13 protein-coding genes and 1 other RNA gene are annotated in these 16455 nt (G+C 45.7%); 13 read left to right on the forward strand and 1 reads right to left on the reverse strand.

The window, feature by feature from the left end; translation table 11 throughout:
- Positions 1–76: 76 nt before the first annotated feature.
- The 5 genes from GO003_RS12870 (at position 77) to dnaE (ending at position 6402) form a co-directional block, all read left to right on the forward strand.
- The gene (locus GO003_RS12870) at positions 77–577 is read left to right on the forward strand and encodes an OmpH family outer membrane protein (protein ID WP_159656341.1); all 501 of its coding nucleotides are present in this window, start codon (positions 77–79) and stop codon (positions 575–577) included.
- Between the two features lie 79 nt (positions 578–656).
- Positions 657–1103, forward strand: coding sequence for a 3-hydroxyacyl-ACP dehydratase FabZ (gene fabZ, locus GO003_RS12875; RefSeq protein WP_159656339.1), 447 nt, complete (start codon positions 657–659; stop codon positions 1101–1103).
- A 1-nt stretch (position 1104) separates the two neighbouring features.
- Positions 1105–1875, forward strand: coding sequence for an acyl-ACP--UDP-N-acetylglucosamine O-acyltransferase (gene lpxA / locus GO003_RS12880; protein ID WP_159656547.1), 771 nt, complete (start codon positions 1105–1107; stop codon positions 1873–1875).
- Positions 1872–2447 (forward strand): ribonuclease HII, encoded by a 576-nt coding sequence (gene rnhB / locus GO003_RS12885; RefSeq protein WP_231089197.1) that lies wholly within the window; start codon positions 1872–1874, stop codon positions 2445–2447. The genes lpxA and rnhB overlap by 4 nt, the downstream gene beginning before the upstream one ends.
- A 469-nt stretch (positions 2448–2916) precedes the next feature.
- Positions 2917–6402, forward strand: a complete 3486-nt coding sequence (gene dnaE, locus GO003_RS12890; protein WP_159656337.1) for a DNA polymerase III subunit alpha — start codon at positions 2917–2919, stop codon at positions 6400–6402.
- Between the two features lie 471 nt (positions 6403–6873).
- Here dnaE and GO003_RS12895 read toward each other — a convergent pair whose 3' ends face one another.
- Positions 6874–8988, reverse strand: a complete 2115-nt coding sequence (locus tag GO003_RS12895; RefSeq protein ID WP_159656335.1) for an Rne/Rng family ribonuclease — start codon at positions 8986–8988, stop codon at positions 6874–6876.
- A 484-nt stretch (positions 8989–9472) separates the two neighbouring features.
- Between GO003_RS12895 and rluC the strand changes: the two genes are divergently transcribed.
- From rluC to dnaX, 8 genes are all read left to right on the forward strand, one after another.
- Positions 9473–10426: a 23S rRNA pseudouridine(955/2504/2580) synthase RluC gene (gene rluC, locus GO003_RS12900; RefSeq protein ID WP_159656333.1), complete on the forward strand. Its 954-nt coding sequence runs from the start codon at positions 9473–9475 to the stop codon at positions 10424–10426.
- A complete protein-coding gene (locus GO003_RS12905; RefSeq protein WP_269144388.1) occupies positions 10413–11081 on the forward strand; it encodes an HAD-IA family hydrolase in 669 nt (222 codons plus the stop codon). Before rluC ends, GO003_RS12905 begins: the two co-directional genes overlap by 14 nt.
- Positions 11071–12051: a S49 family peptidase gene (locus GO003_RS12910; RefSeq protein WP_159656331.1), complete on the forward strand. Its 981-nt coding sequence runs from the start codon at positions 11071–11073 to the stop codon at positions 12049–12051. The genes GO003_RS12905 and GO003_RS12910 overlap by 11 nt, the downstream gene beginning before the upstream one ends.
- Before the next feature lie 106 nt (positions 12052–12157).
- Positions 12158–12442 carry a PepSY domain-containing protein gene (locus GO003_RS12915; RefSeq protein WP_159656329.1) on the forward strand — a complete coding sequence of 95 codons (285 nt, stop codon included), beginning with the start codon at positions 12158–12160 and terminating at the stop codon, positions 12440–12442.
- A gap of 17 nt (positions 12443–12459) precedes the next feature.
- Complete coding sequence (locus GO003_RS12920; protein ID WP_159656327.1) at positions 12460–13131, forward strand: response regulator transcription factor; 672 nt, start codon at positions 12460–12462, stop codon at positions 13129–13131.
- A 73-nt stretch (positions 13132–13204) separates the two neighbouring features.
- Positions 13205–14548 carry an ATP-binding protein gene (locus GO003_RS12925; protein WP_159656325.1) on the forward strand — a complete coding sequence of 448 codons (1344 nt, stop codon included), beginning with the start codon at positions 13205–13207 and terminating at the stop codon, positions 14546–14548.
- 153 nt (positions 14549–14701) lie between these two features.
- Positions 14702–14798: signal recognition particle sRNA small type (ffs, locus tag GO003_RS12930), an RNA gene on the forward strand.
- 35 nt (positions 14799–14833) lie between these two features.
- Positions 14834–16453 carry a DNA polymerase III subunit gamma/tau gene (gene dnaX, locus GO003_RS12935; protein ID WP_159656323.1) on the forward strand — a complete coding sequence of 540 codons (1620 nt, stop codon included), beginning with the start codon at positions 14834–14836 and terminating at the stop codon, positions 16451–16453.
- Positions 16454–16455: the final 2 nt, after the last annotated feature.

Raw genomic sequence — 16455 nt, forward strand, 5'->3', positions numbered from 1 at the left:
TCCCCTATAATTTATTTAAATCAAAACACGCGTTTATACAATTTACACTTACTTTTTACCTAAGATGGATGAACTAATGAAAACTAAGATTGTTTTATTTTTGGGATTATTGTTATCGGCCAATACGGCTTTTGCAGAATTGAAAATTGGCTTTGTGAATATTCCGGCTGTGTTGGAGAAATCACCCCAAGCGGAAAAAGCTAAAAAACGTCTGGAACAAGAATTTTCGCCAAGAGACAAACAGTTGCTGGCTCAACAAAATGAAGCCAAAGGACTGGAAGAAAGGATGAACCGTGATGCATCCGTTATGGGTGATTCGGAAAGAAGAAATTTGGAAAAAGACATTTTGGCAAAACAAAGAGAACTGAAAAGAAGCCAACAGGAGTTCAGCGAAGATTTCAATATGCGCCGTAACGAAGAGCTTGGAAAATTGCAACGCAAGATTATTGAGGCCATCCGCACGCTGGCCCAAGAGCAAAAATTTGATTTGTTGTTAACAGATGGCGTGATCTATGCGAGTGAGCAAATCGATGTAACCAGCCAAATTCAAGAAAAATTGCTTTCCTTGCCTGAATAAACGCTGATCAGTAAGGTCTGCAGGAGCGCCTCCATGACGGCTCAATTTTCAAATTTAATACATTCATCACGCCATAATAATGTCTATCAAGTTAGATATACTGCAAATTCAAGAATTTCTTCCGCACCGGTATCCTTTTCTATTACTGGATAAAGTTATCGAGTGTGAGCCAGGCGTCAGGCTTTTAGGTGTCAAAAATGTGACTTATAATGAACCTTTCTTTCAAGGCCACTTTCCTCATATGCCTATTATGCCAGGCGTTTTGATACTCGAGTCCCTCGCGCAGGCAACCGGTTTGCTGGCTTCTGAAACTGCGCCCGATGTTCTTGGTAAAGGGATGACGTATTATTTGGTGGGGATAGATAAAGCCAGATTTAAACGGCCTGTGGTGCCGGGAGATCAGCTTATGCTTGAAGCAAAGTTTTTAAAAAGTAAGCGCAACATCTGGTCGTTTGAATGCCGGGCGGAAGTGGACAATGAATTTGTCGCCAGTGCAAACATCATGTGTGCAGCAGCGGTGGACTGATTTGATAGATCCTAAAGCAATTATCGATGAACGTGCTCAAGTGGCGGATAATGTCAGTATAGGCCCTTATACTGTCATCGGCCCTGATGTAACGATTGGTTCCGGAACTGTGATCGGGCCCCATGTTGTTATCAACGGCCCAACGCGGATCGGAGAACAAAACCGGATATATCAATTCACGTCTATTGGTGAAGATCCGCAAGATAAAAAGTACGCTTCAGAAAAGACGTGTCTTGAAATTGGCGATAGAAATACCATCCGGGAGTTTGCCACCATGCACAGAGGGACGCTTCAAGATCGCGGTGTCACCTCAATTGGGTCAGATAACTTGTTTATGGCTTATACGCATGTCGCTCATGACTGTATGATAGGTGATCACGTTATCTTGGCAAACGGTGCATCACTGGCGGGTCATGTGCATCTGGGTGATCACGCCATACTCGGCGGGTTTACATTGGTTCATCAATTTACCCAAATCGGACAGTACAGTTTTTCTGCTATGGGCAGTGCCATAACCCAGGATATTCCTCCTTTTGTCATGGTAGGAGGGCGGCCCACCAGACCGCATGGGATCAACTCCGTCGGCATGGAACGTAATGGGGTGACGCCGGAAGCAATACGGCAAATTAGAAAAGCTTACAAAATCCTTTATAAAATGAATATGCGATTGGAAGACGCAATAGAGGAAATGGAAGGTATGGCCGGTGACAGTGACGAGTTGTCCAATATGGTCAGTTTTCTTAGAAATGTCACGCGGGGAATTTTAAGATAGCGTATTCACTGGTAGCCGGCGTTGATGAAGTCGGGCGGGGTTGTATCGCAGGACCTGTTGTTGCTGCCGCCGTAATTTTGAATCCTGATTGCCTGATATCCGGTCTGACCGACTCGAAAAAGCTAACAGCAAAGCGCCGGACGTTTTTAGCGGGTCAGATTAAAGCGAAAGCACTCTGCTGGTCAGTTGGAAGAGCCGAAGTAAGCGAAATTGACCGCATGAATATACTCCAGGCTTCGCTGTTGGCAATGGCCAGAGCTTTATCCGGATTAGGCATTACCCCCGAATGGGTGATGGTCGATGGGTCTTACTATCCTCCGGTTTCAATGCCTGGGGAAACCGTGATCAAGGGCGATCTTCTGATCCCTTGTATTTCGGCCGCTTCAATCCTGGCTAAAGTCGCACGAGATAATGAAATGTCGTTCATTGAGGGCGTTTATCCCGGATACGATTTTGACAGCCACAAGGGCTATCCCACAAAAAAACATCTGGAACAAATTCAAACTCTCGGCGTGTTACCCATCCACAGACGCAGTTTTGCACCTGTCAAGAAAGTCATGGCTATTTACTGATCAGCTAATACCCAAACTTCACTTTGTAGCGTTAGTTTTCTATGTCACTATTCAGCGGAACAACAAAACCAAGGTGATGCACCGTGTAGGTTGCGGTTGTCGATAGTCAACCCAACATTTCAAGGCCATGGCGTTAATTGTTGGGTTGCGAAAAGCATGCACCCCAATCTACGCTGTATGACTAATTTTTTATGATATAGCTTTCGCACTTCAAATTTCGGCAAGTGCCTAAGAAGGCAACGGGTTGTTCGGCAAAGGCTTTGCCAGCATGGATGCTGGCATAGAGCCTACATGGATGGTTTTACGGCGTTCTTTGACGGGCACCCCGGTGCCGAATTTCGATCTACGAGGGTATAAATAAATCCGTTGTTTCCGGTTAACGCCCTGTGGCAAAAGGGAGTTGATTTACTCACGCACTTTTGGTTAAACCCTTGCCGTTTTTGTCTATCTTTCAACTATCGCTATTAACATGCAGCCTTCATTTGTCCATCTGAGATTACACACAGAATTTTCGCTGGTAGATGGCATTGTCAGAATTAAACCGTTGATTAAAACCTTGGCCGAAATGAACATGCCGGCTGTTGCTGTTACTGAGCAGGCCAACTTGTTTTCTCTGGTCAAGTTTTATAAAACGGCTTTGGGGCAAGGCATAAAGCCGATCATTGGCGCAGACATCAATCTTTATAATGCCGATGAGCCGGCAGCGCCATTTGGTTTGACATTATTGGTAAAAAACCGAAAAGGCTATGTGACTTTAACAGAGCTGATTTCCAAGGCTTACCAGGAAGGGCAGCATCAGGGCATTCCTATGATTCAGAGGGAGTGGATAGAGGCAAGCCATGATGGGTTGATTGCGTTGTCAGGAGCAATGAATGGCGATATTGGAAAGGCTTTACTGGCTAATAATACACAAGAAGCGAAAGCGCTGGCAGAGCGATGGTCCAGGCTATTTGAAAACAGTTTTTATCTGGAAGTTCAGCGAGTAGGCAAGCCGCATGAAGAGTTTTATATTGCAGCGGCAATGGAACTTGCATTCCAGACAGCCTTGCCGATAGTTGCTACGAATGATGTTCGTTTTCTCAAGGCCAGTGAGTTTGATGCGCATGAGGTAAGAGTCTGCATTCATCAAGGCCGTGTGCTGGACGATACGCGCAGACCCAAGGATTACACAGCGCAGCAATATTTGCGGACGGCTGAGGAAATGCAGGCCTTGTTTTCAGACATGCCCGAAGCATTGGCCAACAGTGTGGAAATTGCAAAGCGGTGTAATCTGGAACTGACCCTGGGTAAAAATTACTTGCCTGATTTTCCAGTACCGGAAGGCATGACCATTGATGAATACCTGATTGAGGCATCAAAAAAAGGGTTGGCGGAACGCTTAGTGCAATATCCGGCTTTTGGCGCCGGTACAAAAGAAGAAAACACAATAGCCTATTACGAACGTCTGGATATAGAACTGACCGTAATAACCCAAATGGGCTTTTCCGGTTACTTCCTCATTGTTGCCGACTTTATCCAATGGGCTAAAAATAATGGCATTCCAGTGGGGCCAGGCAGAGGTTCCGGTGCCGGTTCGCTTGTGGCGTACGTTTTAAAAATCACTGATTTGGATCCTATTGAGTTTGAATTGCTGTTTGAGCGCTTTCTTAATCCCGAACGGGTTTCAATGCCTGATTTTGACGTGGATTTTTGCATGGATCGCCGGGATGAGGTGATCGATTATGTGGCCAGACATTACGGCAGGGATCATGTCTCCCAGATTATCACCTACGGTTCCATGGCCGCAAAAGCGGTAGTCAGAGATGTAGGACGTGTGTTAAGTTTTTCTTACGGATTTGTCGACAGACTTGCCAAGCTGATTCCCTTTGAAATTGGCATGACCCTGGAGAAAGCGCTTAAAGACAGTCCTGAACTGAAGCAGCTTTATGACAAAGAGGAAGAAGTCAAAGCGCTGGTCGATATGGCCAGAATGTTGGAAGGCATTTCCCGGAACGCCGGAAAGCACGCCGGCGGGGTTGTAATTTCCCCTACAAAGTTGACTGACTTTACGCCGCTTTATTGTGAGCAAGGCGGCGGTAATCTGGTGACACAGTTTGACAAGGATGACGTAGAAGCGGTTGGTCTGGTCAAGTTTGATTTCTTGGGGCTGCGCACGCTGACCATTATCGATTGGGCGTTGCAAACGATCAATTACAGGCTGCAGAAAACCGGTGAAACTATTGTCGATATTACCCAGATTCCCCGCGACGATCAGGATACCTATGAATTACTGAAAAAAGCCCAGACAACCGCGGTGTTTCAGTTAGAGTCCAGAGGTATGAAAGAGTTAATCAAAAAACTCAAACCGGACTGTTTCGACGACATCATCGCGCTGGTTGCGTTATTTCGGCCCGGTCCACTCGAATCGGGTATGGTGGATGACTACATCAATGTAAAGCATGGCGCGAAAGCGGAGTATGCTCATCCCTCGCTGATTCCAATTCTCAAATCGACCAATGGGGTTATTCTTTACCAGGAACAGGTCATGCAAATAGCCCGTGAGCTCGCGGGCTATACCTTGGGTGGCGCTGACATGTTGCGCCGGGCTATGGGTAAGAAAAAACCTGAAGAAATGGCCAAGCAGCGAGAGATATTTACACAAGGTGCTGTTGCCAATCAAATTGATGAAAGTGTCGCTACTTATATCTTTGATTTGATGGAAAAATTTGCGGGGTACGGCTTTAATAAGTCACATTCTGCCGCTTACGCTTTGGTTGCTTATCAGACCGCCTGGCTAAAAGCACACTTTCCTGCTGAATTCATGGCGGCAGTGCTGTCCGCCGATATGGACAATACCGATAAAATCGTCGTTTTGATCGAAGAATGCCGGGAAATGAAGCTCAGTATTTGTCCGCCCAACATTAATGTATCAAACTTCCGCTTCACTGTTAATTTTAAGCAGCAGATTGTCTATGGCATGGGTGCCATCAAAGGCGTCGGCGAGTCGGCCATTGAGGAGCTGATTAATGAACGTGATCAGCATGGCAGCTATGAAGGCTTATATGACTTATGTAAACGAGTGGATTTGCGAAAGGTCAACCGGCGGGTTTTGGAAGCGCTGATCAAAGCGGGGGCATTAGACGAATTCGATGATAATCGTGCCGCTCATTTGGCTGAATTGACGGTGGCTCTGCGCGTGGCCGAACAACATGGAAAAATGTCGGAAACAGGGCAAAATGATTTGTTTGGCCTGGCGGTTAATGCGGAACCGGACATTGATCAGGCGGCCTATTCGACAACTGCGGAAACCTGGACAGAAGCCGAGCGCCTGGCGGCCGAGAAAAACACGCTGGGTTTGTTTCTGACGGGTCATCCGATTATTGAGTATGAAAAGGAATTAAAAAATTTCACGCACGGCAAAATTTCCAGCATTCTTGCGGACGTCGAAAGATCCCGGGGACGTTTGGAAGGGCGGGCTGCCGGAATGGTGGTTGAAATTCGTACGCGACAGACCAAACAGGGAAAAACCATGGGGTTTGTGACGTTGGATGATCGCTCCGGTCGTTTGGAGTTGGCTATTTTTGGTGAAAGTTATGATAAATACCGGGATCTTTTATCAAAAGATGCGCTGCTAGTTGCAGAGGGCGCCATTGGAATAGATGATTTTACCGGGATGTTAAGGCTGACGGTAGAGAAGCTTTACAGTATAGAAGATGCTCGCAGTCAATTTGCCCGATGCATTCTGATTGACTGGAAGAATGCTGCGTCAGCAATAAAAGAAATAATTGACCCTTTTGATGCGGTTCTAAAACCCTATAAAGGCGGGTCATGCCCTGTCGTTATTAATTATTCTTCAAATACTGCGCGGGCTTCGGTTCAATTGGGCGAAGAATGGCGTGTCCATCCTACCGATGAATTAATAGTCCGGCTAAAACGGCTTTTTGCGGCAGAACACGTAGAAGTCAAATACCGTTAAAGAAGCGTTATTTAAGGGTATGAAGTTGTTGGCCCGTCAGCGCGAATTGACTTCGTTTTAACGGGTAAAGGGATAATTAATCCTTTACTGTAACTACTCGCCCGCTTTGAATTAAGGGTGTAGGTGCTTGATTCAGAGGACGCGTTAATACGTCCCTAAAGCTCTCTACAACATTCCTGTTGCAGAAGCCTTTTCAATCAACCACCTACACCCACTAAAATTGGAGGGGGTGTGCAGATACCCTTTACTTTAATTGGCTCTGGGGATTGGCGTAAGCCTTGCGAGGCATGCCGTAGACCCCTCCATGGGGGCTTGACGGGCCGACATTCCCGCAAAGCTTACCCCTGCCCTTTTTTATCATCAAACTGGGAATTGCTGTCCACCACGCAACCGCTGGAATCCAGACGTTTTTTCGATCAGACAGGAGGTGTGGATGAACTTGGAGAGTAAGCCTTCCTTGGCTTAACGGTTCTAGTCGCTTTCTACTGGACTGGGCTCTCTTGCCGGAGCAGGAGAAGATTCAGTTGAATCGGCGGATTTAGACTCGGATTCTGAGGCCGAATCCGGTTTTCGGTAGTTTGGATTACGCGGTCTTCTTCGGTTGGGTCCCCGTCTGCGGCTTTGTGGCTTTTTAACCGGTTCAGCACCTTCTTGCGGCTGGGATTGGGGTTGGGCTGCCACAATTTCTGTTTGCGTCACGTCTTCAGCCACCACTTTTTCAACGGGTGGTCTTTCCGGTGGCTTGTTCCTTCTTGGGTTTTTGCCGTCAGGAGTTCTGGGAGGGCGATTGCCGCGCCCATTTTGAGGGCGTTTATTATCCGGATTTCTCCGGTTTTTTGAACTCTCTGATGCTTCGCCGCCGTCCTCTGAAGCAATTTTGGCAGGCGTATGCTTTTCCGGGACTTTGTTATCAGGGGTTCCGACCAATTTTTGCCAAAAACGTTTAATCAGGCTGGCTGAGTTATTTCTGTTTTGAACCGGTGCCGGCGTTTCATGCATAAACTCTTTTATCGCGGGCGAATCGACTTTGGGTTTACTTTGCTGAGCAAAATCAGGAAGCGGAATATCTTCTTCTTTAATCTGTAAATAACTCGGTTTGTCTTCGGTCGCATCCTTGCTTTTAATTCGCTCGATATCATAGGCCGGCGTTTCAAGATGTTTGCTCGGCAAAATAATAATACCGACTTTAAGACGCGATTCGATTTGTTCGATAGCGGGGCGTTTTTCATTGAGTAAAAAGGTAGCGCTTTCGATAGGCAAGTGCGCAATCACTTTTTCTGTGCCCGGCTTCATAGCCTCTTCTTCGAGCACGCGCAACACTGCCAGCGCGACTGATTCGACATTTCGTATCATCCCCTGGCCTTTGCAGCGAGGACAGGTCAACTGGGTTGACTCCCCAAGAGATGGCCGCAGGCGTTGCCTGGACATTTCCAATAGACCAAAACGAGAGATACGGCCTGTTTGGATGCGTGCTCTGTCTATCTTCAAAGCATCGCGTAATTGATTTTCAACGGTCCGCTGGTTTTTGTTGGACATCATGTCAATGAAATCAATGACAAAAAGACCTCCCAAATCACGCAGGCGTAATTGTCTGGCTATTTCATCCGCGGCTTCCAGGTTGGTATTCAGGGCCGTCTCCTCAATATCGCTGCCTTTTGTTGCTCTGGCCGAGTTGATGTCGATACTGGTGAGTGCTTCTGTATGATCAATGACTATGGAGCCGCCGGAGGGTAACGACACCTCACGGCCGTAAGCCACTTCAATCTGAGATTCGATCTGATAACGGCTGAATAAAGGCACGGCATCCTGGTAGAGCTTTGCCTTTGGTAGAAAATGGGGCATTACCTGCTTGAGGAAGTTTTGCACCAATTTGAATGAAGGTTCATTATCGATCAGGATTTCATCAATGTTACTCCGCAGGTGATCTCTCAGTGCGCGAATAATGACATTACTTTCCTGGAAAACCAAAAAGGGCGCGGTTTGCTCTTTCGCAGTTCTTTCAATGGCTTCCCACAACTGCAAAAGGTAATTCAAATCCCATTGCAATTCCTCGGCATTTTTGCCGCACCCTGCGGTTCTGATGATCAGCCCCATGGTATCGGGTATTTCTAAAGCCGCCATTACTTCACGTAAATCGCTGCGGGTATCGCCTTCAATACGTCTTGAGATGCCGCCCGCTTTGGGGTTGTTGGGCATTAAAACCAGATAGGTTCCCGCAAGACTGATATACGTTGTTAAAGCCGCGCCCTTGTTGCCGCGTTCTTCTTTTTCAATCTGAACAACAATTTCCTGACCTTCCCGAAGCTGGTCTTTGATTGACTGCCGGCCTTCGGTGGGTGCGTTACTGGCCTGGAGAAAGTTTGGAGCGATTTCCTTAAAAGGTAAAAAGCCGTGTTTTTCAGCGCCATAGTTGATGAACGCGGCTTCAAGACTAGGTTCTATTCGAGTGATGATTCCTTTATAAATGTTTGATTTTTTTTGTTCTTTTGAAGGTACTTCAATGTCAAAATCGTAAAGTTTTTGACCATCTACCAATGCAACACGCAGTTCTTCAGGCTGCGTAGCGTTGATAAGCATTCTTTTCATTCATTTTTCCTTGATAGGTTCCTGCTCCATTATCAGATTTTGTGATTTAGACAGTTTGGATTGTGTTCACGGCTAGTTTGATGCTGCGTGATAAATTCATCTTTTACGGGTAGATTCAACTTTGAAAATGACAGTATGCGAGTTTATTTTTCTATAGATCCGCTTTAGTTAAGGTTAAGAGACTGAAGTGCTCATAACGATGGTTCAAAGTATGATGAAAGCAAAGGACTGTCTTCTTGTAAAATCTTTCCTAAACAGGAGTTAATGCAATTCGTTCGTCATGGGTCGAACGATAAAACCCAAAATTGTAATGCTCAAACTGTTTAATATTCATAAAACAGTTTGGAAAAAACTATTATGTTCCGCTTTAATGTTGCGAATCGTTTATGTCAATAAAATTAAAGACTCGCCTAATATAGCAATGTTATGGCCATCCATCAATTTTAAAGCATTAAATTACGGAATATGCTGATATCATAAGATAATGAAAACAGAACAAAATAGCCTACACGCCACGGTACAGATGGTTGAAATCACAGATGAAACCAGTGATCAACGATTGGATAATTTTTTGATTACCAAGCTCAAAGGTGTTCCAAAAAGCCACATTTATCGTATCGTGCGAAAAGGCGAGGTACGGGTTAACAAGGGCAGAGTCGATGTCAAATACCGGTTGCAGCCGGGCGATATGGTCAGAATTCCACCGGTACGGGTCAATGTGGTTGACGACATTGTTTTTGTGCCCAAAAGCCTTAAACAAAGCCTCGAGCAGGATATTCTGTTTGAAGACGATGTTTTGATGGTGCTCAATAAACCGGCCGGTTATGCCGTTCATGGCGGCAGCGGCTTAAGTACGGCAGTTATAGAAAGCTTGCGCCAATTAAGACCCGATGCGCATTTTCTTGAATTGGTTCATCGTCTGGATCGGGACACTTCGGGTTGTTTGATCATTGCCAAAAAACGCAGTGCGCTGCGGACGCTGCATGAACTTTTCCGTGGCGATGGCATCAGAAAGACCTATTTAGCCTTGTTGGGTGGCGTATGGGAGAGGAAATCCATAGCCGTCACTGCGCCCTTATTAAAGCAGACAGGCCAGAGCGGTGAGCGCATGGTCATCGTGAGTCAGGAAGGAAAAAGTTCGGCAACATTTTTCAAAAGTATTAAATCATTGTCTGATGCGACATGGGTAGAAGCCAGTCCGCAAACCGGAAGAACTCATCAAATCAGAGTTCATGCTGCCTGGTTGGGGCATCCCATCCTTGGCGATGATCGATACGGCGATTTTGAAGTCAATCGGAGTTTTAAAAAAAGAGGAATCAAACGCCTTTTTCTTCATGCTTTCAAGCTTGAGTTCACGCATCCTGTTAGTGGTAAACCGTTAATTATTACTGCACCGGTACCTGTAGATATGCAGGTTTGGTTTGATGATAAAAAGTAAGTTTGAGTTATTGATATTTGATTGGGATGGAACCCTGATGGACTCCATAGACTGGATTGTCTATTGTTTACAAAACGCAGCAGTTGACTGCGGTTATAAGGCGCCGGATGAATGCGCGGCAAAAGATATTATCGGACTTAGCATCCATCAGGCTATGTCAGTCCTTTTTCCGGAACTTGATCAATTAGAAAAGCAACGTTTAATCAGCCGGTATTCAGAGCTTTATTTTTCGCGTCAACTGGGGGTTGAGGACTTGTTTCCAGGCGTAGTTGATCTTTTGGAGGCGCTTAAGCAAAGCGGTTTTCTCTTGGCGGTTGCGACCGGAAAATCACGCAAAGGTCTTCAGCATGCTTTTGAGCAAACCGGGATCGCCGGCTATTTTGTTGCGAGTCGCTGTGCCGATGAGACGGCTTCAAAGCCTGATCCGTTAATGCTCAAACAGATTATGTCGGAAACCGGCGTGCAAAAAGAAGCCACCGTTATGATCGGTGATTCCATTCATGATCTGGAAATGGCTTTAAATGCCGGAATATCTTCAATCGCGGTCACCTGCGGCGCTCATGCTGAACCGCAGTTACTGCAACATCGCCCCATCGAATTTCTGCAAAATACATCTGATTTAATAACATTTCTGAGGTTAAATAATGGAAAGTAATAATGACATGACGCAAGGCTCTGAGGGTCAAAAACAACAGGGTTGGGAGCGCGAAGTCATTGAAAAACTGGCGCTGGCAGCTGTGACGGAGCAAAGAAAGGCGCGTCACTGGAGCATTTTTTTTAAATTGTTGCTGTTTTTTTACCTGGTAGCTGTTTTTGTTGTAGCAATGTATCCCTCCATCAAAAAAGATATGGATGTGACAGGAGGTGAAGGTCACACGGCAGTCATCGATGTGGTCGGGGTTATAGCGGAGGACAAGCCCGCCAGCTTTGAAAATATCTCACAAGGTTTGCGTGATGCTGCGAAAGATAAAAACACCAAGGGCATTATCCTGCATATTAATTCACCCGGTGGCAGCCCTGTACAGTCTGACTATATTTTTCACGAAATCAGACTGGTTAAGCAGGAATTCCCCAATCTCCCTATTATTTCGGTAGTGAGCGATATTTGTGCTTCCGGCGGCTATTATGTGGCGTCCGCAACTGACAAAATTTATGTTAATGAGGCCAGTCTTATCGGTTCGATAGGCGTAGTCATTAACGGATTCGGCTTTGTTGAAACGCTTGAAAAAATGGGCGTAGAGAGACGGACGCTGACTGCCGGAGATCATAAAGCGATGCTGGATCCTTTTTTGCCGGTGAATGAGCTTGAAACCAGGCATATGCAAACATTGCTCAATCAGGTGCACAAACAATTCATTGATGCGGTAAAAAAAGGCCGTGGTGATCGCCTCAAAGAAACGTCCGATATGTTTTCAGGATTGGTGTGGACCGGTAAGGAAGGTGTTTCCCTGGGATTGGCCGATGATTTTGGCAGTGACAAATTCGTTGCGAAAAACGTCATTGGCGCTGAAAAGCTGGTTAATTTTACGCCCAGTGAACGCATAATGGATAGATTGTTTGGCAAGCTGGGAGCTTCTTTTGGTCATGCCGTCAGTGCTGCTTTTACGCGCTGGGATATGGGTTAAAAAGTTGGATTCAGTGACTATTCAGTCATTTAGACATATAGTTTAAGCCATGCAAATTGCAGAAACCAAAGGGTAATGCATCACATGATTATGTTCCGGATTTTCAATGGCAAATTTAATTAAAGTAATTTTGGTCGCCTTCATGTTCCTTGCTTCTGTTTTGTCTGGCAGCGAGATAGCCTTGGCTTCTGTCTCTCTTGATGAGGCGACAAGACAGGTGCTTTCCGATCCTCAAAATAAAGTACTGGGTGCCAAAACGGAGATCATTAACGAAAGAGAGGTTCACATTATCAAAGTGCTGACAGCGGACGGCCGTATTCAGCATTTTATAGTAGATGCCGAGACGGGCGATTTGTTGGAAGACTTTTTGCCCGATGAAGATAAAGAATGACATAAAGGGAGCGTACTATGCGAATTTTGGTGGTTGAAGATGAGCCGTTGATTGGTGATCAAATCCGGCAGTTTTTGGGCAGGAAAGGCTTTGCAGTAGATTTGGCCGCGACGGGGGCTGACGGGTTCTATTTGGGTAGCGAATATCCGATCGATGCAGCGATCATCGATATAGGATTGCCTGATATTTCGGGCGTTGAATTGATCAAAAAATTACGCAAGGAAAATGTCGAATTTCCTATTTTAATTCTGACTGCCAGAAGCCGTTGGCAGGAAAAAGTTGAAGGCCTGGAATCGGGTGCGGATGACTATTTGGTCAAGCCGTTTCATTACGAGGAATTGCTGGCTAGGCTCAATGCTTTAATCCGCCGGTCTGGTGGCAAATCGCATCCGGTATTGACCCATGCCAATATTGAGTTGAATACCGTATCGCAGGAAGTGACTGTTGCCGGTGAAAAAATGGATTTAACTGCTTTTGAATATAAAGTTCTGGAATACCTGCTGTTTAGAAAAGGTGAAGTCGTTTCAAAGTCAGTGTTAACCGAACATATTTACGATGAAGACTTTGATAGAGACAGCAACGTCATTGAAGTATTTATCGGGCGGTTGAGAAAAAAACTGGATCCAGACGGCGTCGTCAAACCCATTGAAACGTTGCGGGGACGCGGCTACCGCATTCCCGCAAATTAAGCTGCTGCAGAAGCTTATTAAAGTCAATGACTTAATGAAATTTTGTTAAGCTGAATCCTATGATTGAAGTAAAGTGAAGCGTAAATCTCTCAGTCTCAGGCTGCTTTTTTCCACCGGTTTTGTTCTCGCTTCTTTTTTCGCTATCGTTTCTGTGGTTTTGGAGCGTGGTTATAAGGAAAGCGCGGAGCAAGCGCTACGTGAAAATTTAAAAGTTCAGGTTTATTCGCTGTTATCGGCTGCCGAATTGACGCGCAACGGCCAAATTAAACTACCAAAAGCCTTGAGGGAGCCCCGTTTTTCTGATCCTGGCTCAGGTCTTTATGCCTCGGTTCAGCCCGCAAAAGGTAAAACAGAATGGCATTCGCCATCGGCGGTTGGCTTGACTTTATCGCCTCCTCCCCAAATAGCGCCGGGAAAGTTTGCCTTCCTGCTGGATGACATGGGGCGTTATGTTTTGCATTACAGTGTTATTTGGGAAGATAAGCGAAGAAAAGGGCGTGAATTTATTTTTAGTGTCGCTGAGGACAGTCAATTTGTCAGTCACCAGGTTGCAAGTTTCAAAAGAGTTCTGCAGTCCTGGTTGATGGGGATCGGTTCGGTGCTCATTATTATTCAATTAGTGGTTTTACGCTGGAGTTTAAAGCCACTCAGAGTCATCGTCAAAGATCTGGAAGCGATAGAGCGGGGCGATAAAACCCGGCTTGATGGTGTTTATTCAACCGAACTGGAAGGCCTGGCGGGTAACCTGAATGCGTTAGTAAGCAGTGAGCGAGCTCACCTTGAGCGCTATCGAAATACACTGGCCGATTTGGCGCATAGTTTGAAAACACCGTTAGCGATACTAAGAGGCTGCATTGAAACGCCTGAGTTGAATAAAAAAACCGCGTTGGATCAAATATCAAGGATGAATGAGATCGTCGAGTATCAGTTGCAGAAAGCTGCAGCGAAAGGTGAGAAAAAAACCACAGGTACAGTCGATGCTTCAATAGTCCTGGATAAAATTATCGGATCCATGCGCAAGGTTCATAGTGGGAAAAAAATTAACTTTGAAACTCGAAAGCCTGAAAGCTATAAATTATATTGTGAGGAAGGAGACCTTTACGAAATTGCCGGCAATCTGATCGACAATGCCAGTAAATGGTGCGATAAAAAAGTCAAAGTCAGCCTGCAATATAAGAACCAGATTAAGAAAAACAAGTATAAATTTCTACTTCAAATTGAAGATGATGGTCCTGGCATACCCTCGGGTCAATTGGAAGAGATTCTTAAACGAGGGGTCAGGGCGGATCAAAACATCCATGGACATGGAATTGGCATGGCTGTTGTCAATGAATTAGTTGGCCTGATGGGGGGTGAGCTTTTAGGTGATAAAAGCCCTTCACTGGGTGGTATGCGGTGGCAGGTTTATTTGCCCTGAATCGTTTTTTGTCGTTTATCCTTTGGTTTTCGGCTTATTCCAGGCAGTCTGCTGCTATTCCTGGTGTTAAGTAAAATTAAGGTTGAATTTTCAAATCGATTCCATCATAATGCGCGCTCTTTAGTCGCTTAGGCGGCTCTATTATGGAAACCGTGTCGGTCCTCTCGCAACGATACGCTGTAAACCCCGCCAGGTCCGGAAGGGAGCAACGGTAGCAGCAGATTCGTGTGCCGGGATGTGGCTGGCACGGTTCCCTCCCAAATACATATCCTTTAAGAGTCTTTAATGACTTACCAGGTTCTTGCCAGAAAATGGCGTCCTCGCAATTTCTCAGAAATCGTTGGACAAGAGCACGTTGTTAATTCTCTGATTAACGCACTCAAACATAACCGACTACACCACGCATATTTGTTTACCGGCACTCGCGGTGTTGGCAAAACGACTATCGCCAGAATTCTTGCCAAAGCAATTAACTGCGAAGCGCGAAAAGATCATAATCCGTGCGGTCAATGTAATGTCTGTATTGAAGTTGATCAAGGCCGATATCCGGATTTGATTGAAGTGGATGCCGCATCCAGAACCAAAGTCGATGATACGCGCGATCTTTTGGAAAATACCCAATATGCCCCAAGCAGCGGGCGATATAAAGTTTACCTGATTGATGAAGTGCATATGCTTTCCGGGCACAGCTTTAATGCGTTGTTAAAAACTTTGGAAGAGCCGCCCGAGCATGTCAAGTTTCTATTGGCAACAACTGACCCCCACAAAATCCCAGTCACAGTTTTGTCGCGCTGCCTGCAATTCAATCTGAAGAGTATGTTGCCGGATCAGGTCTTTTTGCAAATGGAGGCTATCTTGCAAAAGGAATCTATAGAGGCCGAATCTCCCGCTCTGAGAATGCTGGCAAGAGCAGCGGACGGAAGTATGCGTGATGGCTTGAGCTTGCTTGATCAGGCCATTGTTTTTGGTAATGGTCGTGTCAATCTGGATGACGTCACCGCCATGCTCGGAACCATTGCACAGCAGCCGGTTGATAACCTGATTCATGCGCTTGTAGAAAGAGACGCTTTACAACTTTTTCAGGTCATTGATGAGCTGTCTGATTTGACGCCTGATTTCGGCGACGTTCTGCAGCGAATTTTACTTGTTTTACACAAGATTGCGTTGTATCAGGTCGCTCCCTCTGCAGTGAAAAACGATTTTGATTTGGATTCCGTGGTGATGCTGGCTGAAAAAATCAGTCCTGAGGACGTCCAGCTTTATTATCAAATTGTGTTGATTGGTCAGCGGGATCTTCCTCTGGCTCCTGATCCTCGTAGCGGATTTGAAATGGTCATGCTGCGGTTGTTGACGTTTCAACCTGCTGTTACAGAAATGCCTGTCCGTTCTTCTCAAGTGGCCTCAGTAAAGGATACCCGTCAGCCTAAGCCGCAAGAAACGGTCCGTTCCGTTTCCGCACCCTCAGTGCAAGAAACATTGAAAGTGCCTGAGCCGGTGAGTCAGGAGAAACCGGTTACCAGTGATTTTATTGAATGGTCTGATCTCGTCGTTGCGATTAAAATCAGAGGAATGACACGGGAATTCGCTAATAATTGTGTCTTGAGAAATATTAGTGATACAGTTTGTACGCTTGAATTGGATACCGGGCACAAGCATTTACTCAGCCCTAAAATTGAGGATAATTTGCAAAAGGCTTTGCAGGATTATTTTGCCAAGCCTATCCGGTTAGTTATCCAGACCGGTGAAGTTGAGTCCGTCACTCCGGCAATGAAGCATCGCAAAGAACGTGAAGAATTGCAGCAAAATGCTGTGGATTCTATTAATAACGACGAGGCTGTTGCAGCATTAAAAGATCGATTTGATGCGCGGGTTGTCCCCGGTACTATCGAGCCTACAGGTCAATAAAT

The sequence above is a fragment of the Methylicorpusculum oleiharenae genome (genome assembly GCF_009828925.2).
In the GTDB taxonomy this organism is placed as follows: domain Bacteria; phylum Pseudomonadota; class Gammaproteobacteria; order Methylococcales; family Methylomonadaceae; genus Methylicorpusculum; species Methylicorpusculum oleiharenae.

Excerpts from the sequence above, each read along its gene's own strand:
- GO003_RS12915 (WP_159656329.1), top strand. The coding sequence starts at position 12,158 with ATGGCAAATTTAATTAAAGTAATTTTGGTCGCCTTCATGTTCCTTGCT.
- fabZ (WP_159656339.1), top strand. The coding sequence starts at position 657 with ATGTCTATCAAGTTAGATATACTGCAAATTCAAGAATTTCTTCCGCAC.
- GO003_RS12895 (WP_159656335.1), bottom strand. The coding sequence starts at position 8,988 with ATGAAAAGAATGCTTATCAACGCTACGCAGCCTGAAGAACTGCGTGTT.
- GO003_RS12920 (WP_159656327.1), top strand. The coding sequence starts at position 12,460 with ATGCGAATTTTGGTGGTTGAAGATGAGCCGTTGATTGGTGATCAAATC.
- rluC (WP_159656333.1), top strand. The coding sequence starts at position 9,473 with ATGAAAACAGAACAAAATAGCCTACACGCCACGGTACAGATGGTTGAA.
- GO003_RS12905 (WP_269144388.1), top strand. The coding sequence starts at position 10,413 with ATGATAAAAAGTAAGTTTGAGTTATTGATATTTGATTGGGATGGAACC.
- dnaX (WP_159656323.1), top strand. The coding sequence starts at position 14,834 with ATGACTTACCAGGTTCTTGCCAGAAAATGGCGTCCTCGCAATTTCTCA.
- GO003_RS12870 (WP_159656341.1), top strand. The coding sequence starts at position 77 with ATGAAAACTAAGATTGTTTTATTTTTGGGATTATTGTTATCGGCCAAT.
- GO003_RS12910 (WP_159656331.1), top strand. The coding sequence starts at position 11,071 with ATGGAAAGTAATAATGACATGACGCAAGGCTCTGAGGGTCAAAAACAA.
- dnaE (WP_159656337.1), top strand. The coding sequence starts at position 2,917 with ATGCAGCCTTCATTTGTCCATCTGAGATTACACACAGAATTTTCGCTG.